Annotated in this window: 16 protein-coding genes and 1 pseudogene; 14 read left to right on the forward strand and 3 right to left on the reverse strand. The window is 72.8% G+C overall.

What is annotated here, in order from left to right; translation table 11 throughout:
• Positions 1–22: 22 nt before the first annotated feature.
• The 13 genes from STRTU_RS18750 (at position 23) to STRTU_RS18810 (ending at position 14,143) form a co-directional block, all read left to right on the forward strand.
• The gene (locus tag STRTU_RS18750; protein ID WP_159744698.1) at positions 23–544 is read left to right on the forward strand and encodes a DUF2617 family protein; all 522 of its coding nucleotides are present in this window, start codon (positions 23–25) and stop codon (positions 542–544) included.
• A gap of 254 nt (positions 545–798) precedes the next feature.
• A complete protein-coding gene (locus STRTU_RS18755; protein WP_167539176.1) occupies positions 799–2,532 on the forward strand; it encodes a polyamine aminopropyltransferase in 1,734 nt (577 codons plus the stop codon).
• A gap of 197 nt (positions 2,533–2,729) precedes the next feature.
• Positions 2,730–3,683 (forward strand): SRPBCC family protein, encoded by a 954-nt coding sequence (locus STRTU_RS18760; protein ID WP_159744699.1) that lies wholly within the window; start codon positions 2,730–2,732, stop codon positions 3,681–3,683.
• 99 nt (positions 3,684–3,782) lie between these two features.
• A complete protein-coding gene (locus STRTU_RS18765) occupies positions 3,783–4,646 on the forward strand; it encodes an aldose epimerase family protein (protein WP_159744700.1) in 864 nt (287 codons plus the stop codon).
• 10 nt (positions 4,647–4,656) lie between these two features.
• Positions 4,657–5,199 carry an orotate phosphoribosyltransferase gene (gene pyrE, locus STRTU_RS18770; RefSeq protein ID WP_159744701.1) on the forward strand — a complete coding sequence of 181 codons (543 nt, stop codon included), beginning with the start codon at positions 4,657–4,659 and terminating at the stop codon, positions 5,197–5,199.
• 218 nt (positions 5,200–5,417) lie between these two features.
• Positions 5,418–6,440 (forward strand): class II fructose-bisphosphate aldolase, encoded by a 1,023-nt coding sequence (gene fbaA / locus STRTU_RS18775; protein WP_159744702.1) that lies wholly within the window; start codon positions 5,418–5,420, stop codon positions 6,438–6,440.
• 137 nt (positions 6,441–6,577) lie between these two features.
• Positions 6,578–8,113, forward strand: a complete 1,536-nt coding sequence (locus STRTU_RS18780) for an MFS transporter (RefSeq protein WP_159744703.1) — start codon at positions 6,578–6,580, stop codon at positions 8,111–8,113.
• A 273-nt stretch (positions 8,114–8,386) separates the two neighbouring features.
• Positions 8,387–8,800, forward strand: a complete 414-nt coding sequence (locus STRTU_RS18785) for a DUF3151 domain-containing protein (RefSeq protein ID WP_159744704.1) — start codon at positions 8,387–8,389, stop codon at positions 8,798–8,800.
• Between the two features lie 233 nt (positions 8,801–9,033).
• On the forward strand, positions 9,034–9,942 hold the full coding sequence (locus tag STRTU_RS18790; protein WP_174878893.1) for a tryptophan 2,3-dioxygenase family protein: 909 nt from the start codon (positions 9,034–9,036) through the stop codon (positions 9,940–9,942).
• The gene (kynU, locus tag STRTU_RS18795; protein ID WP_174878894.1) at positions 9,935–11,269 is read left to right on the forward strand and encodes a kynureninase; all 1,335 of its coding nucleotides are present in this window, start codon (positions 9,935–9,937) and stop codon (positions 11,267–11,269) included. Before STRTU_RS18790 ends, kynU begins: the two co-directional genes overlap by 8 nt.
• Positions 11,266–12,057: an alpha/beta hydrolase gene (locus STRTU_RS18800; RefSeq protein WP_159744705.1), complete on the forward strand. Its 792-nt coding sequence runs from the start codon at positions 11,266–11,268 to the stop codon at positions 12,055–12,057. Before kynU ends, STRTU_RS18800 begins: the two co-directional genes overlap by 4 nt.
• A gap of 68 nt (positions 12,058–12,125) precedes the next feature.
• Positions 12,126–13,490 (forward strand): sensor histidine kinase, encoded by a 1,365-nt coding sequence (locus STRTU_RS18805; protein ID WP_246240730.1) that lies wholly within the window; start codon positions 12,126–12,128, stop codon positions 13,488–13,490.
• A complete protein-coding gene (locus tag STRTU_RS18810) occupies positions 13,487–14,143 on the forward strand; it encodes a response regulator (RefSeq protein ID WP_159744706.1) in 657 nt (218 codons plus the stop codon). The genes STRTU_RS18805 and STRTU_RS18810 overlap by 4 nt, the downstream gene beginning before the upstream one ends.
• Before the next feature lie 65 nt (positions 14,144–14,208).
• On the opposite strand, the gene STRTU_RS18815 is transcribed toward STRTU_RS18810, so the two are convergent.
• Together STRTU_RS18815 and STRTU_RS18820 are read right to left on the reverse strand one after the other, a co-directional pair.
• Complete coding sequence (locus tag STRTU_RS18815; protein ID WP_159744707.1) at positions 14,209–14,670, reverse strand: BP74-related protein; 462 nt, start codon at positions 14,668–14,670, stop codon at positions 14,209–14,211.
• A gap of 232 nt (positions 14,671–14,902) precedes the next feature.
• Positions 14,903–15,130, reverse strand: a pseudogene (locus STRTU_RS18820) (ATP-binding cassette domain-containing protein); the annotation flags it as partial.
• Between the two features lie 91 nt (positions 15,131–15,221).
• On the opposite strand from STRTU_RS18820, the gene STRTU_RS18825 reads away from it, so the two are divergent.
• Positions 15,222–15,779, forward strand: coding sequence for a GbsR/MarR family transcriptional regulator (locus STRTU_RS18825; protein WP_159744708.1), 558 nt, complete (start codon positions 15,222–15,224; stop codon positions 15,777–15,779).
• Between the two features lie 54 nt (positions 15,780–15,833).
• On the opposite strand, the gene STRTU_RS18830 is transcribed toward STRTU_RS18825, so the two are convergent.
• Positions 15,834–16,811: a diacylglycerol kinase catalytic domain-containing protein gene (locus STRTU_RS18830; RefSeq protein ID WP_159744709.1), complete on the reverse strand. Its 978-nt coding sequence runs from the start codon at positions 16,809–16,811 to the stop codon at positions 15,834–15,836.
• Between the last annotated feature and the right edge of the window lie 163 nt (positions 16,812–16,974).

The following is a 16,974-nucleotide window of genomic DNA, read 5'->3' on the forward strand; positions in this document are numbered from 1 at the left end:
TGCGTGCTTGCGGAGCCGACCCATGCTCACCACTTTGACGACGGCGTACACCGATACCCGTGCCTCCGATCTGGCCTGGGCGCTGGGCAGGGAACCCCTGCCCGCCCTCGCCGTACTCGATCTCCAACTCCAGGACGCCCAGGTGCAGTTGAGGCTGCTCGGCGCCTCTCACCAGGTGCTCCTTGAGGAGGAGCGCGGCACCTGTTCCGAAACGGTCGCCTGTATGCCGGGCAGCAGTACACCGCTGCCGCTGGGGGTGGCGAAGCGGCTGGGGGACTGGGAGTACGAATTCGCCGCCCATGTGGAGAACCTCTCGCGCGGCTCGTTCGCCGGGCGGGCGCAGGAGTTGCTGGCGCTGGTGGCCGAGCATCCGCACGGTCTCGCCGGTACGTTCCCCGGTTCGCCGCACGCCTTCACCGCGATGCTGGCGCAGCGTCAGCAGGGCCAGGTGCGCTGGCGGACCTGGCACGCGTATCCGCAGGAGGGCCGCCTGGTGGCCACCCGTACCCGCGTGGGCGTACGGGCGAGGGTCGCGGCGGTCTAGCGCGGCCCGGCGATAGTGACCGGTCGGGTTGGCGGGCGGGCGCGGGGGAGTGTGGGGTGCGAGGGGCGCGGGGTCGGTGCGCCGGGGGCGTGGGGGTCCGGGAGGGCGCGGGCGGTGGGGCGGGCGCGGTCCGTGGGGCGCGGTGCGCCTGCGCGCCGCACGGTTCGTCAACGCTCCGGCTGAGGGCTGTCACCCACGAGGTCTACTCGTGTGGGTGACGGAGAGCCACAGAATCGTCACGTAGCGTTCATTTTATGATCGACCTGCCAGAGTCCGCTCGCGTCGGCGCTCCCGGCCTGCCGGACGGCATGACACCGGCGCGACTGCCCGTGCCGGCCAGGCTCGGCCGGCTGCTCGTCCTCGCCGTCGTCTTCGTCTGCGCCGCCTGCGGTCTGGTCTACGAACTCGAACTGGTCGCGCTGGCCACGTACTTGGTGGGCGACTCCGTCACCCAGGCGTCGGTCGTGCTCTCCGTCATGGTCTTCGCGATGGGCATCGGCGCGCTGCTCGCCAAGCGGCTGCGCTGCCGGGCGGCGGTCGGCTTCGGCGCGGTGGAAGCCGGGCTCGCGCTGGTCGGCGGGGTCTCCGCGATGGCGCTCTACGCCTGCTTCGCCTGGTTCGGGCAGTCCTGCTCCGCGCTCGTCGGCTTCTCGCTGGCCATCGGCATCCTGATCGGCGCCGAGGTGCCGCTGCTGATGACGCTGATCCAGCGGGTGCGCCGGCAGGACGCGGGTGGTGCGGTCGCCGATCTCTTCGCCGCGGACTATGTCGGAGCGCTCGTCGGCGGGCTGGCCTTTCCGTTTCTGCTGCTGCCGGGCTTCGGCCAGCTGACCGGCGCACTGCTCACCGGCGCCGTCAACGCGGTGGCCGGCGCGGTGCTGGTGCTGTGGCTGTTCCGCCGCGATCTCAGTGCCCGCGCCCGGTGGGCGCTCCTCGGCGTCAATGCCCTGGTCCTCGCGCTGCTCGCCGCGGGCGTCGTACTGGCCACCCCGTTCGAACGGGCCGCCCGGCTGGCGGTGTACGGCTCCTCGGCCCGGGTCGCGGTGCAGACCGGTGTCCAGGAGGTGGTGATGACCGGCGGGACGGGCGCCGGTGCGGGCGAAGGAACCGGTGCGGGACACGGGAGGAAAGGTTCCGGCGGACCGCTGGCGCTGTATCTCGACGGCCGGCTCCGGGTCAGCGCGGAGAACGAGTTCCGCTACCACGAGGCGCTGGTGCACCCGGCGATGGCGGGCGGTCCGCACGGCCGGGTGCTGGTGCTCGGCGGCGGCGACGGCCTCGCGGTGCGCGAGATCCTCCGCTACCGCTCGGTCCGCTCGGTGACCGTCGTCGAACTCGACCCCGGCGTCCTGCGGCTGGCGCGCACCGACCCCGGCCTCACCCGCCTCAACCGGCACTCGCTCGCCGATCCCCGGGTGCGGACGGTGACCGCCGACGCCTTCGACTGGCTGCGGCAGCGGGGCGTCCGCGGCCCCGGCCGGCGGGCGGCGCCGTACGACGTCATCGTCTCCGACCTTCCCGACCCCGGGATCACCGCGAGCACCAAGCTCTACTCGCAGGAGTTCTACGGCCTCGCGGCGCAGTTGCTGGCCCGCGACGGGCGGCTGGTGGTGCATGCCGGGCCGCCGGTCGAGCGCTCGCGTCTGTACTGGACGGTGGAGTCGACGATCCGGTCGGTGGGCCTGAGGACGGTTCCCTACCGGCTGTCCGGACGGCCCGCGGCCTTCTCCGGCGGCCCGGACCGCTCGGCGGGCGGCGCCCCGCCCAGGGACCCGGCGGCACCGGCCGCCGCGTCGTCGCCCGCGACCCGGTACTGGGGCTTCCTGCTGGCCGCACGGCACCGGCCGTCCTTCGGACTGGCCCCCGACGCTCCCCCACTGGCCGGCCTGAGCACCGGGGAACTCCGGGCCGGGCAGCGTGCGGAGACCCGCGACCGGAGGGTCGGCCTCCCGGCGTCGACGCTGATCCATCCGCGGTATCAGGACTGAGGGGGCTCCGGTGCGGGGGCGGGGCGGGCGCTGGGTTGTGGGGTGCGGGCTGCGGACGGTGGCCGCGGGCCGCGGGCCGCGCACGGTGGCTGTTGGGTGCGGACTGTGGGCTGCGGCGGGAGCGGTTTCCGGCCCGGCGTCAGAAAGTGCTGCGTGGGTGGGCACGGGTCCGCGGGCGCTGGGTAGGCTCCCATGTCATGGAGCATGAGGTGTACGTTCCGTTTCCCGTCGGGACCGTGCGGCAGGCGCTCACCGAGCCGGAGCGGGTGGCGCGCTGTGTCCCAGGAGTCCAGCTCGACGCCGATGCGGCCCCCGGCTGTCCGGAGGGCCGGCTGCGGCTGCGTATCGGAAGCTCCACCATCACCTATCGCGGCTCGCTGACGGTCAGCGGCGGCCCGGACGACGGGGCCGGTGAGGACGGTGCGGCCGGTGAGGACGGTGCGGCCGCCGCGGTGACCGTCGAGGCGAAGGGCGCCGAGACGCGGGGCGACGGAGCGGTCGCGCTGACCCTGGCGGTACGGCTCTCCCCGGCCACCGAGCCCGGTCCCGGTACGACGCTGAGCTGCTCCGGCACGGTCCACCGCGACGGCCGTCTCGCCGAGGCCACCGACCGCTCCGCCGACACCGTGGGCCGTCGGCTGCTGGACCGCTTCGCGGAGAACCTGGCGGCGGATCTGCGGCGGCGGCCGGTGACGGACGAGGACGGTCCGGCCGCTGAGTCCGAAGAGACTGCTGAGGCCGAGGCGGCGGCCGGGACCGGGGTGTTCGACACCGAGGTGCCGCCGCCGTCCCTGGACCCGGGCAGCGATGAGGACGCCGACGAGAGCGTGGGCCTCGGAGCTGCGGCTGCCGCCGGTGAGGACATTGACGCGGACGAGGCCACGGACGCGTTCCCCGCGCTGCAGCCCGAGCACGGCTACGGCGACGAGGCGGACCGGCTCGGCCCCGCCGAGGCCGCGCACGCTCGCCGCACGATGATCGGCCGCAGTGCGGAGGAGGTCGATCACGCCCCGCCGCGCGGCCGGTACGCCCCGGTGCCCGCGCCCGAGTCGAACGGCACCTCCCTGACCCTGCGCTGGGCGGCGCCCGCGGCCGCGGTGGTGCTGGCGTCCGCGGTGGTCGTCGGCCGGGTCCTGCGCCGCCGCCGCTGAGCCGGGGCCACGGCCCCGGGCCCTGGCCCTGGTCCGTCCGCCGTCCCCGGATGCGCGCGGTGCGTCGCCGTGGGCCGTCCCGCCCGTAGGCTCGTTCCCGTGAGCACCGACAACACCACGCAGCGAGCGGCACGGACGCAGGCGCCGGAGGGCGTGCGACTTGCCGCCGGAGAGACCGAACTGACCGTACGGCCGGACCTCGGCTGCCGGATCGCGAGCCTCCGCACCGGCGGTACGGAGCTGCTGCGGCAGGGCCCCCGGTACGGCTGTTTTCCGATGGTGCCGTGGTGCGGACGGCTGGCGCAGGGGCAGTTCCGCAATGGCGGTGAGCTCCATCGGATGCCGCTCAACGCGGCGCCGCACGCCATCCACGGCACCGGCCGCGACGTGAGCTGGCGCACGGCGCGGACGAGCGCCACGGAGGCGGTCTTCACCTACGACCTCCAAGACCCGGCGGCGCCCTGGCCGTACCCGGGGCGGGTCACCCAGCTCGTCGAACTCGCCGACGACGGCGGCTCGCTGACCCTCACCCTGGGCGTCGAGGCGACCGCCGACTCCTTCCCCGCACAGGCCGGCTGGCACCCCTGGTTCCTGCGGAACCTGGGGGAGGGCGGCCAGGACGCCCAGCTCGACTTCGCGCCCGAGTGGCAGGAGGAGCGGGGTGCGGACCATCTCCCGACCGGCCGCCGGATTCCGCCGAAGCCGGGCCCCTGGGACGACTGCTTCGGGATGCCGCAGGGCGTGGCGGCCACGCTCACCTGGCCGGGCCGCCTGGAGCTGACGGTCACCAGCCGCGCCGAATGGGCCGTGGTCTACGACGAGCAGGAGGCCGCGGTCTGTGTCGAGCCGCAGAGCGGCCCGCCGAACGGCCTCAACACCGTGCCGCACCTGGTCACCCCGATCGATCCGCTGGAGATCTCCATGACCTGGAGCTGGCGGAGCCTGTCGCAGGGCACCGCATAAGCTCGTGCGTATGAGTGACGACGTGCGCGGCGAGCTGCTGCAGCAGATCAAGGACAAGGCCGTGGTGCACGGCAAGGTGACGCTTTCTTCCGGCAAGGAGGCCGACTACTACATCGACCTGCGCCGGATCACCCTGGACGGCGAGGCCGCGCCGCTGGTCGGTCAGCTGATGCTGGAGATCACCGCCGATCTGGACTACGAGGCGGTCGGCGGGCTGACGCTCGGCGCCGACCCGGTCGCGACCTCGATGCTGCACGCCTCCGCGGCGCGCGGCGGCCGGCTGGACTCCTTCGTCGTCCGTAAGGCGCAGAAGGCGCACGGGATGCAGCGCCGCATCGAGGGCCCGGACATCAAGGGCCGCCGGGTCCTGATCGTGGAGGACACCTCCACCACCGGTGGCTCGCCGCTGACCGCCGTCGAGGCGGCGCGTGAGGCGGGCGCCGAGGTCGTCGCGGTGGCCACGATCGTCGACCGGGGTGCCGCCTCGGCCATCGCCGAGGCCGGGCTGCCCTATATCACGGGCTACCAGCTGGGTGACCTCGGCCTGGGCTGAGCCGGGTCGAAGGCCGCGGCGGATTTGCGGGCCTCTGCCCTGACCTGCGGCTTCGCCGAGGGGCAGTCGGTTTCACGTGAAACCGGCTGCCCACGGAGTGGGACGGCCGGACAGGCAATGTGGAGCGAGGGGCCTTGTCTGGGAAGATGTGCACGGCGAAGTCCTCGCCCCCTGGTCAGGGCCCAGTACGCACACCCGCACACACAAGGAGCGGACAGATGCCCATCGCAACCCCCGAGGTCTACAACGAGATGCTCGACCGGGCGAAGGCAGGGAAGTTCGCCTACCCGGCCATCAACGTCACGTCGACGCAGACGCTGCACGCCGCGCTGCGTGGGTTCGCCGAGGCCGAGAGCGACGGCATCATCCAGATCTCCACCGGTGGTGCGGAGTTCCTGGGCGGCCAGTACAACAAGGACATGGTGACCGGCGCGGTCGCGCTCGCCGAGTTCGCGCACGTCGTCGCCGAGAAGTACGGCATCACCGTCGCGCTGCACACCGACCACTGCCCCAAGGACAAGCTGGACGGCTACGTCCGCCCGCTGCTGGACATCTCCGCGGAGCGCGTCGCCAAGGGCCAGAACCCGCTGTTCCAGTCCCACATGTGGGACGGTTCGGCCGAGAACCTGGCCGACAACCTGGCCATCGGCCAGGAGCTGCTGGCCAAGGCCGCCGCCGCCAAGATCATCCTTGAGGTCGAGATCACCCCGACCGGTGGCGAGGAGGACGGCGTCACCCACGAGATCAACGACGAGCTGTACACCACGGTCGATGACGCGCTGCGCACCGCCGAGGCGCTGGGCCTGGGCGAGAAGGGCCGCTACCTGCTCGCCGCCTCCTTCGGCAACGTCCACGGCGTCTACAAGCCGGGCAATGTCGTGCTCCGTCCCGAGCTGCTGAAGGACCTCCAGGAGGGCGTGGGCGCCAAGTACGGCAAGACCGCCCCGTTCGACTTCGTCTTCCACGGCGGCTCCGGCTCCACCGAGCAGGAGATCGCCACCGCGCTGGAGAACGGCGTGGTCAAGATGAACCTGGACACCGACACCCAGTACGCCTTCACCCGCCCGGTCGCGGACCACATGTTCCGCAACTACGACGGAGTGCTGAAGGTCGACGGCGAGGTCGGCAACAAGAAGACCTACGACCCGCGCAGCTGGGGCAAGCTGGCCGAGGCCGGTATGGCCAAGCGGGTCACCGAGGCCTGCGCCAACCTCCGCTCCACCGGCACCAAGATCAAGTAACCGGCGGGCCGGCCCGCCGGCCCCCGCGCACAAGGCTCCGCATCCGCCGCGATGCGGAGCCTTTCGCGTGCCCGCGGCCCCGGCGCCGGACCGGTGCCGGACGGGCGAGTGGCCGCGAGGGCGGGCATGCTCGCCGTATGAGCGAACCGAGTGCGCCCGGCGCGGTACGGCTGGCCTCGGCACAGGGCCGATGGGTGCTGCTGACGGCCGTGCTGGGCTCCGGGATGGCGCTGCTCGACAGCACGGTCGTCAATGTCGCCCTGCCCCGGATCGGCGAGGACCTCAACGCGGATCTGGCGGTCCTCCAGTGGACCGTCACCGCCTACCTGCTCACCCTCTCCTCACTGATCCTGCTGGGCGGTGCGCTCGGCGACCGCTTCGGCCGGCGCCGGGTGTTCGTGATCGGCGTGGTGTGGTTCGCCACGGCCTCCCTGCTGTGCGGGCTCGCACCGGAGGCCTGGGTACTGATCGCGGCCCGTGCCCTCCAGGGCGTCGGCGGGGCGCTGCTGACACCAGGTTCGCTGGCGCTGATCCAGGCCGTCCTGCACCCCGACGACCGGGCCCGCGGGGTCGGCGCCTGGTCGGGGCTCGGCGGGGTGGCCGCGGCGGTGGGCCCGTTCATCGGCGGCTGGCTGGTGGACGGCGCGGGCTGGCGCTGGGTGTTCTTCCTGAACGTGCCGCTGGCGGCGGTGTGTGTGCCGGTGGCGCTGCGGCACGTACCGGAGACCCGGGAGCGCGCGGCCCGCCTGCACCGCGGCTTCGACGTACGGGGCGCGGTGCTGGGGGCGCTGGCGCTGGCCGGGGTGACCTACGCGCTGATCGCCGCGCCCAACGGCGGCGCCGGCCCCGGCGTGATCGTTCCCGCGGTGGCCGGGCTGCTGCTCGGCGCACTCTTCATCAGAGTCGAACGACGCCAGTCCGATCCCATGCTGCCGCCCGCCATCTTCCGCATCCGTCAGTTCTCCGCGATCAACGCGGTAACGGTCTGCGTCTACGCCGCTTTCGGCGGCTTCTTCTTCCTCTCCGTGCTCCAGCTCCAGGTCGTGGTGGGCTACTCGGCGCTCCAGGCCGGTACCGCGCTACTGCCCACCACCGGCCTGATGCTGTTGCTGTCCGCCCGCTCCGGAGAGCTGGGACAGCGCACCGGTCCGCGGCTCCCGCTCACCGTCGGACCACTGCTGTGTGCCGCGGGCCTGCTGCTGATGATGCGGGTGGGCCGAGGCGCGTCCTACCTCACCGATGTGCTCCCGGCACTCGTGGTCATGGGCGCCGGCATGGTGACGCTGGTCGCCCCGCTCACCGCGACCGTCCTCGCGTCGGTGGACGTCGACCGCGCGGGCCTGGCCAGCGGAATCAACAACGCCGCAGCACGGGCCGCCGGTCTGGTAGCGGTGGCGGCGCTGCCCCTCCTGGCAGGCTTCGGCCCCGAGGCCTACCGCTCCCCGGACGCCTTCGGCGCCGCCTTCCTCCGCGCCATGCCGATCTGCGCCGGCGTCCTGGTGGCCGGCGCCCTGATCGCCTGGCTGACCGTACGCACCGACGCCCTGCGCCCCGAACCAGGCACAGAACAGCCCTGCCAAGCAGAAACCACCTACCACTGCGGCTTCAGCGCACCCCCGCTGAACCCGGGCGAACCACAAAAGACCGACCAACAACAGGAACCCAACAGATAACGCTCACCCCCACTCACCCTTACACCCACCCACCACGGGAGGGGACGGGCCGGAGGGGCCTGGTGTGTGGACGTAAAGCGAAGCAGTCCACACACCAGGCCCCGGAGGTCCGTCACCGCACCCCGAAAGCCCCGCGCAGCGGACCTCGCCCGCCGCATGGGGGTACCTCCCACGCCCTTCAGGCAGTGGGGGAGCAACGGCGAACAACGTCCACGGCGGGACAGCCGAAAACGCGGGCCGAAAGCAAGCGCAGCGCACTGGCAAACTGGAGCCATGCCCATTCACGAAAACCTCCTCGGTGGCCCGCCCCCGACCCACCTCCCCGACGACCCCGAGCCCCGCGAGATGCTCGCGGCGGGCACGGCACCGTCCGATGTCGCCGCGAAGTACCCGACCTCGTCCCTGGCCTGGGCGCAGCTCGCGGACGACGCGTTCGAGGGTGGCCGGGTCGTCGAGTCGTACGCCTACGCCCGCACCGGCTACCACCGCGGCCTGGACGCGCTGCGCCGGGCCGGCTGGAAGGGCCACGGCCCGGTGCCCTTCGAGCACGAGCCGAACCGCGGCTTCCTGCGGGCGCTGCACGCCCTCGCCCGCGCCGCCCAGTCGATCGGCGAGCAGGAGGAGTACGAGCGCTGCATGACCTTCCTCCGGGACTCCTCCCCGACCGCGGCCGACACCCTCTCCTGACGGCCGGCGCCGGGCAGCGGGCCCTCCGGCAAGCCGCGCCCACCGCGCTTCCGACGGGCAGCGCCCAGGTCAACGGGCCGGCCGCATGATCGCGGCCGGCCCTTGCGCGGTCGCTGCCCAGCACCGATGATTTCAGTGGGCCGGGCCATCCCGCGCCCGAGGGGACCGGGGCTCCCGAGCCGACAAGGAAGGGGCGGACCGCTACCCGGTAGTTCGCACCTGAGGAGTCCCTCATGTCGCAGCCGTCTCCCATCGATCCCCCGGACCACGGACCGGCCGCGCCCGCCGGGTGCCCGGTATCGGCCGTCGCCGCTGAGTCCGACCCGCCGTTCGCCCCGGATCTGCGCATCGGCAGCAGCAGCACGACCCCGTACGAGGACTATGTCCAGGCGGGCGTCCTCACCCATCTGCAGCAGCCGCTCTCCGACGACCCCGGCGAGATGGTCTTCCTGGTCACCACCCAGGTCATGGAGCTGTGGTTCACGGTCATCGTCCATGAGTGGCGCACCGCCGCCGAGGCGCTGCGCCGGGACGATCTGCCGGTGGCGATGGACGCGCTGCGCCGCTCCGCCTACGAGCTGGAGGCGCTGAACGCCGCCTGGAAGCCGCTCGCCCGGCTGACCCCGGCGCAGTTCAACGCCTACCGCAGTGCGCTCGGCGACGGTTCCGGTTTCCAGTCGGCGATGTACCGGCGGATGGAGTTCCTGCTGGGCGAGAAGTCCGCGTCCATGCTGGTGCCGCACCGTGGCTCCCCCCGGGAGCACGCCGAACTGTCGAAGGCCCTCCAGGAGCCCAGCCTGTGGGACGAGGTGCTGCGGATGCTCGCCCGGCGCGGCTGGGCGGTGCCCGAGGCCGTGCTGGAGCGGGACCCGGCGGTGCGTTACGAGCCGGATCCGGCCGTTGAGGCCGTCTGGGCCGAGATCTACGCCGGTTCGCAGGAGTCCGAGCTGGTCCGGCTCGGCGAGGCGCTGACCGATGTCGGTGAGCTGGTCCTGCGCTGGCGCAACGACCATCTGATCGCGACCTGGCGGGCGATGGGAGCGAAGATGGGTACCGGCGGTTCCGCGGGCGTGGCCTGGCTGGAGAAGCGGGCCCGCAAGAATGTCTTCCCCGAGCTGTGGACGGCGCGAAGCCATGTCTGAGACCCCCGAATTCCCCGAGCCCTCCGGCCGCTCCGAGCCCGCCGGGGCCCGTGAACAGGCCGCCCGCGCCGCGGAGTTGGACGCCGCCGATCCGCTCGCCGCGGTCCGCGAGCGCTTCGTCCTGGACCCCGCGCCCGACCATGCGTCCGGCGATACCGATGTCTACCTGGACGGCAACTCCCTCGGCATGCTGCCCCGCGGCGTCGCCGACCGGATAGCCGATGTCATCGACCGCGAATGGGGCCGGCTGCGCATCCGCTCCTGGAGCGAATCCGGCTGGTGGACGGCGCCGGAGCGGGTCGGCGACAAGATCGCCCCGCTGATCGGGGCGGGTCCGGGCCGGGTGGTGGTCGGCGACTCGACCAGCGTCAACATCTTCAAGGCCCTGATCGGCGGCGTCCGGATGGCCGGCAAGGGCTGCACGGAGATCCTCGTCGATGCCACGACCTTCCCGACCGACGGCTATATCGCCCGCTCGGCGGCGCGGATGACCGGTCTCGCGGTGCGCCCGGTCGAGCCCGCGCGGATCGCCGACGAGGTCACCGAGCGGACGGCGCTGGCGCTGGTCAACCACGTCGACTACCGCACCGGCCGGCTCAACGACCTGCCCGGCATCACCCATGCGCTGCACTCCGCGGGCGCGCTCGCCGTCTGGGACCTGTGCCACAGCGCCGGTGCGCTGCCGGTCGGCCTCGACGCGCACCATGTCGATCTCGCCGTCGGCTGTACGTACAAGTACCTCAACGGCGGCCCGGGGGCGCCCGCGTACCTCTACATCCGGGAGAGCCTCCAGGAGCGGTTCGAATCGCCGCTGCCGGGCTGGAACTCGCACGCCGACCCGTTCGCCATGGACCCCTCCTACACCCCGGCCGACGGCATTGCGCGCGGCCGGGTCGGCACCCCCGACATCCTGTCGCTGCTCGCGCTGGAGGCGGCGCTGGAAGTCTGGGACGGGGTGGCCATCGAGGACGTACGCACCAAGAGCCTCGCCCTGACCGACTTCTTCCTGGAGTGTGTGGCCGCCTATGTGCCGCCGGGCCGGGTGCGCTCCCTCACCCCGGCCGACCACCGGTCGCGCGGCAGCCAGGTGTCGCTGGCCTGCTCGCCCAAGCTCGCCGCGGACCGGCAGGGCGGCACCCCGCTGGCGGGCGAGGTGATGGACGAGCTGATCCGGCGCGGGGTGGTCGGCGACTTCCGCCACCCCGATGTGCTGCGCTTCGGCTTCACCCCGCTCTACACCTCCTTCGCGGACGCGGAGCGGGCGGCCCGGGTGCTCGGTGAGGTGCTGGGGGCGCTGCCGGAAGTGGAGTCCGGGGCCGCCGGGTGAGCGTGGCGGACGAGGAACCGGCGCTGCTGGGGCTCGCCCCGGTGGCGCCGGACCGGACGGTGGCGTACGGGCCGCATCCGGACCAGATCGTCGATGTCTATGAGCCGCGGGCGGGTGACGGCAGCGGGAGGGCGGCGGCCCGCGGCCCGCTGGTCGTCCTGCTGCACGGCGGGTTCTGGCGGGCTGCCTACGACCGCCGCCATCTCTCCCCGCTCGCCGCCGAGCTGGCCGGGCAGGGGATGCCGGTCGCGCTCGCCGAGTACCGCAGGGTCGGCGCGGGCGGCGGGGCGCCGCAGACCTTCGAGGACGTCACGGTGGCCCTCGGCGCCGCACGCGCGGCCCTGGCGGACACCGCGGCGGATCCCGCCCTGGTGCTGATCGGGCACTCGGCGGGCGGCCATCTCGCGCTGCTCGCCGCCGCCCGCCCCGGCACCCCGGTGACCCGTGTCCTCGCGGTCGCACCGGTCGCCGATCTCGCCCGCGCCCATGAGCTGGGCCTGAGCGACGGCGCGGTCGCCGAGTTGCTGGGCGCCGGGCCCGGCCTGCCGGAACGCCTCGCCGCGGCCGACCCGGTGCGCCATCCGCCGTCGGGCATCCCGGTGACGATCCTGCACGGCACCGAGGACCCGGAGGTCCCGGTGGACCTCTCCCGCCGCTACGCCGCGCGGCATCCCGGCGGCACGGAGCTGCGCGAGCTGCCCGGCGTCGGCCACTATGCCCCCGTCACCCCCGGCAGCCCCAGCTGTCACACCTTCATCCGTTGCGTGCAGCGACCTTGTAGTACTTGAGGCGGACGTCGGCAGATCCCCACTGGTGAGGACGCCGCGGAGGTCCTCCGTTGCTTACCTTTGTCAGCGTGAACGAGAAGACCCAGAAGCAGGACTCCTTGCACTCGGAGGTACGGATAGCCCATGGCGTGCTGCACCGGCTGCGCCAGGACCTGTTCGTCGACGCCTTCGCCTTCCGTCCGCTGCCGCCGCTGGAAGATGCCAAGATCTGCCGGTGGGTGCCGTGGCTGCCGGAGCGGCTGCGGCAGTGGGCGCGCTGGCTGCCGCACGCGACCGTCGGCTTCTTCTCGGCTTTCGTCTTCCTGGTGGACCTGGCCAGCTCCGGCCCCGGATCGCTGCACGGCATGGTGGCCGCCGGCTTCTCCCTGCTGCTCGCCGTGCCGCCGATGCTCACCCTCTTCCGCCCGGTCGGCGCCTACTGGCTGTCGTTGGTCCCGTTCGCCGTTGGGGCGTTCGCCGACGCGGGCAACCCGTACGGGGCCAACATCTTCTCGAACGGCGCCTTCCCCACCCACGTCATCGTGATGACCCTCGTGGTGCTGCGCACCCGGCCGCGGCTGGCCATGGAGATGTGGCTGGTCACCTTTGCCGTGGCGGCGGTCCTGACGGCGCTCGTCGGCGCGGAGCCCGGTGATCTGCTGACGGTGGCGGTCTTCTGCGGAGTGATCCTGATCTCCGCCGCCGCGGTCCGGGCCTGGCGCGAGGAGCGGCGGCAGGTCGTCGAGACGCAGACCCTCACGGAGGAGGAGCGCTCGCGGCGCACGCTCCTGGAGGAGCGGGCCCTGATCGCCCGTGAGCTGCACGATGTGGTCGCCCACCACATGTCCGTCATCGCCATCCAGGCCGAGGCGGCTCCCTACCGCGTCAAGGACACCCCGCCCGAGCTCGCCACGTCCTTCGCCACGATCCGGGAGAACGCGGTCGCCGCGCTCGCCGAGCTGCGCCGCATCCTGGGCGTGGTGCGCTCCGCCGACCCGGACGCCTTCGCCGAGAGCGACCCGGAGGCCCCGCAGCCGACGCTCGGCAATCTCGACGCGCTGCTGGGCAGCGTCCGCAGCGCCGGGCTGGAGGTCGAGGCGGTGGTCACCGGTTCGCCCCGGCCGCTGCCGCAGGGCGTCGAGCTGTCCGCGTACCGGATCGTGCAGGAGGGGCTGAGCAACGCGCTGCGGCACTCGCCGGGCGCCGATGCCCGGGTGGAGATCTCCTATGTGCTGGGCGGGCTGGGCGTACGGATCATCAACGGTGCGCCGAGCCGGCTGGCCAAACCGTCCCCCGGCGCGGGGCACGGTGTGCTGGGGATGCGTGAGCGGGTACAAATGCTGGGCGGCGAGATGACCGCCGACCACACCGAGGACGGCGGCTTCGAGGTCGCGGCATTCATCCCGGTCACGAACACGGCGGGGCAGACCAAGGCAGGGGGCGGCCGGGCATGATCCGGGTTTTGATCGTCGACGACCAGGTGATGGTCCGGGAGGGCTTCTCCGTCCTGCTGAACGCCATGCCGGACATCGAGGTCATCGGGGAGGCGGTGGACGGCCGGGAGGCGGTGCGCAAGGTCGCCATTCTCAAGCCCGATGTGGTCCTGATGGACATCCGGATGCCGGAGATGAACGGTCTGGAGGCGACCCGGGAGATCGTGGCCGCCGACGAGGGCGCCAAGGTCCTGGTGCTGACCACCTTCGACCTGGACGAATACGTCTACCAGGCGCTGCGTTCCGGGGCCAGCGGCTTCCTGCTCAAGGACGCCTCGGCCGGTCAGCTCGCCGACGGCGTCCGGATCGTCGCCTCCGGCGAGGCCCTGCTGGCGCCCACCGTCACCAAGCGCCTGATCTCCGAGTTCTCCCGTCTCGGCACCCCCCGCGCCCCGGCCCAGGAGCGCATCGCCGATCTCACCGAGCGCGAGACCGAGGTGCTGGTGCTCGTCGCCCAGGGCCTGTCGAACGGGGAGATCGCCGAGCATCTCGTGGTCGCCGAGTCCACGGTGAAGACGCATGTCAGCCGCATCCTGGTGAAGCTGGGGCTGCGCGACCGGACGCAGGCCGCGGTGTTCGCGTACGAGGCGCGGCTGGTGACGCCGGGGGGCTGAGGCGTCCGGCGGACGTGCGAAGGCCGCCGGCGGTCCCGGACCCCGGCGGCCTTCGCACGGCCCGCTTACGGCTGGGGCACCTCCCGCACCAGCTTCGAGCTCCAGGGGCACCAGATCAGGCCGGGCAGGAACGGGCCGCCGGCCTCGTCCAGATGGTCTTCGACATAGGGCGTGGTGGCGTCGCAGACCTCGATGGCGAAGTCGAAGAAGTCGATGGTCTCCGGGCGGAGATGGAAGCTCCAGCGCCAGTTGTACGGGGCGGGGCGCTTGTCGATCCGGCCGATGACATGGGGCTCGGAGCTGGTCGCCCCGCTCAGCAGATCACGGGCGTGCTGGATCTTGCGGGGGTCGGTGAGCTTGATGACGAATTCCGCGCGGGTGACGTCCGTCATCACGAAGTAGGCCGCCGCCTCGGACCGGGTGCGCTGTGCGTCGCCCGGCTGCTTCCCCTGGGCCGGTCCGGCTGCCGTGACGGCGAGCAGTGCCGCCGCCGCGAGAACGCCGATCTTGGTGGTGATACGTCGCATGAACCCCTCCGGTGCCGCGGGTCGTGGTCACGACCGTACGCACGGAAAGTAACGGGTAAATTACCCACAGCTCCAGAGTTACTGCCCGTTAACGCACCGCCAGGTGAAATGGCGCACAGTGACTGGCGGTTGCTCGGGTCATGTGCTGTATCCACACCCTGTGGACGGCGGGGCGGCAACCACGGTGGCCACCACCCCGGGGCCTCAGCCGATATCGCGCCGGCGCACCCCCATCAGGCCCAGGAGGGCGAAGAGGGCGGACAGCGTCAGCAGCGGCGCGCAGCAGGCCGAGCAGGATGCGGATCGTCGTGGACTTGCCGGCGCCGTTGGGTCCGAGGAAGCCGTGGACCTCACCGGCCGCCACCGACAGATCGAGGCCGTCCGGTGCGTGGGTGCGGCCGAAGGACTTGTGGAGGCCGTCGGCCCGGATGGCGGGGGCGGGAGAGAGCGCCGTGGTCATGATGTGGAAGCTACTAGTTTCATAAATTTGTGAAGTTAAGAAACCGTATAAACTTGCGGGGGTGGCTCTGATCAGGGGAGATGATGCGGATATGAGCGAGCAGGCACAGCAGAGCGCGCAGCGGACGGACGATGCCCGCCAGGGCGGCGGCGAGGACACCCGCGACGACGGCGCGGTCTCGCAGTTCGTCGAGCGGTTCGCCTCCCAGCTGGTCGACGCCGGGATGCAGCGGATGTCCGCCCGGGTCTTCGCCTGTCTGCTGGCCTCCGACTCCGGTGTGCTGACCTCCGCCGAGCTCGGCGAGCGCCTCCAGGTCAGCCCGGCCGCCGTCTCCGGCGCGATCCGCTACCTCTCCCAGGTCGACATGGTCAGCCGGGAGCGCGAGCCCGGCTCCCGCCGCGACCGCTACCGCGTGCACAGCGACCAGTGGTACGAGGCGCTGGCCCGCCGGGACAACGTCCTCACCCGCTGGGAGGGCACCCTGCGCGAGGGCGTCGACAGCCTCGGCGAGGACTCCCCGGCCGGCCGCCGGATCGCTGAGACACTGGTCTTTTTCGAGTTTCTGCAGACGGAGCTCACCGGGCTGCTCCAGCGCTGGCGCGAGCACCGCGACCAGCTCCGCGCCGACCTCGACAGCGCCGATCGCTGAGCTGCTGCCCGGTCGCTGAGCTGTCGGCTGCCGCGCTGCCCCGGCCCCGCGCGCTCAGCCCCGCGGCAGCTGTAGCCGCCAGGCCGCCGGCTGCACGGTCCACGTGCGGGTCCTGACCGGCCCGCCGACCAGCGCGTCCGCCCGGTAGTGGAAGTCCGCGCCGGACACCGTCACCGCCCGCGCCCGGGTCCGCACCGGCCGGCCGCCGCCTGGCCAGTGCACCACGACCTCGGCCAGCGCACGGCTGTCACCGGGCCCCGGCCGCGGCCCGTCCGCCCCGGTCCGTGCGCCGGGCACCACCGACACCCCGCGCACCGGCCGGTCCAGATCCGCCAGCAGCACCCCGTCCGCCTCGATCCGCAGCCGCTGCCCCGGCACCCGGGCCCGCCGGGCGCCCAGTCCCGCCGCCGGTGCGGCCAGCAGCGCCAGCGCCGTACGGGCGGTCCGGGCGGCCGGCTTCCACCACGGCCGGGGCCCGTCGAGGCCGTCCGCCGTGCCGCTGCGTCCGCCCAGCGCCTCGGCCGGGTCGACGGGGGCCGGGCGCGGGGCCGTCCCCGGTACATACGCCCCGTGCCCCAGCCGGGTCGCCTCGCTCCCGCAGGGGATGCGCAGCCCGCCCAGCACGATGCCGTCGCTGTCGTCCGTGAGCAGATCCATCGGCCGCTCCCCGCCGTCCAGGACGGCCCGCGCGGCGGCCACCGTGTCCGTGGGGACGCCCAGCGCACCGCTCAGCGCGACCGCGGCCGGCGCACCGACCGGGACCATCGACAGTGGCACCGCGGCCAGCTCGCGCTCCTTGTGCAGCAGGCCCACCACCCGCAGCAGCGTCCGGTCGTCGCCGATCACCACCGGACGCCGGTGGCCGCGCCGGGCGAGCACCCGCGCGAATTCCTCCGGCCCCTCCGGAAGGCAGATTTTCGCCCCCGCGCCCGCACACAGGACATCCTTCGCGATCCGGACGGATTCCCCGTCCGTGCTGCGGGCGACCGGGTCGATGACCACGAGCAGGGGATGCCCCCGAACGGAGTCCACGGGAGAGTGCCCAGAAGGCTGCGCCGACACCTCGGTCCTTCCTCAGGTAGCATCTCGGTGCAAGAGCCCCTTGCGCTATTGCGCCAGGGGCTTCGTCTATTCCGGGGCACCGGTCCGACGGCTCTAGTGATGACGTACGCGTGAACAGGCACGCCGGCGCCAT

The organism is Streptomyces tubercidicus, from assembly GCF_027497495.1.
Lineage (GTDB): Bacteria > Actinomycetota > Actinomycetes > Streptomycetales > Streptomycetaceae > Streptomyces > Streptomyces tubercidicus.

Coding starts and splice junctions, on each gene's coding strand:
- STRTU_RS18750 (WP_159744698.1), top strand. CDS start 23: ATGCTCACCACTTTGACGACGGCGTACACCGATACCCGTGCCTCCGAT.
- STRTU_RS18755 (WP_167539176.1), top strand. CDS start 799: ATGATCGACCTGCCAGAGTCCGCTCGCGTCGGCGCTCCCGGCCTGCCG.
- STRTU_RS18760 (WP_159744699.1), top strand. CDS start 2,730: ATGGAGCATGAGGTGTACGTTCCGTTTCCCGTCGGGACCGTGCGGCAG.
- pyrE (WP_159744701.1), top strand. CDS start 4,657: ATGAGTGACGACGTGCGCGGCGAGCTGCTGCAGCAGATCAAGGACAAG.
- fbaA (WP_159744702.1), top strand. CDS start 5,418: ATGCCCATCGCAACCCCCGAGGTCTACAACGAGATGCTCGACCGGGCG.
- STRTU_RS18780 (WP_159744703.1), top strand. CDS start 6,578: ATGAGCGAACCGAGTGCGCCCGGCGCGGTACGGCTGGCCTCGGCACAG.
- STRTU_RS18785 (WP_159744704.1), top strand. CDS start 8,387: ATGCCCATTCACGAAAACCTCCTCGGTGGCCCGCCCCCGACCCACCTC.
- STRTU_RS18790 (WP_174878893.1), top strand. CDS start 9,034: ATGTCGCAGCCGTCTCCCATCGATCCCCCGGACCACGGACCGGCCGCG.
- kynU (WP_174878894.1), top strand. CDS start 9,935: ATGTCTGAGACCCCCGAATTCCCCGAGCCCTCCGGCCGCTCCGAGCCC.
- STRTU_RS18810 (WP_159744706.1), top strand. CDS start 13,487: ATGATCCGGGTTTTGATCGTCGACGACCAGGTGATGGTCCGGGAGGGC.
- STRTU_RS18815 (WP_159744707.1), bottom strand. CDS start 14,670: ATGCGACGTATCACCACCAAGATCGGCGTTCTCGCGGCGGCGGCACTG.
- STRTU_RS18825 (WP_159744708.1), top strand. CDS start 15,222: ATGAGCGAGCAGGCACAGCAGAGCGCGCAGCGGACGGACGATGCCCGC.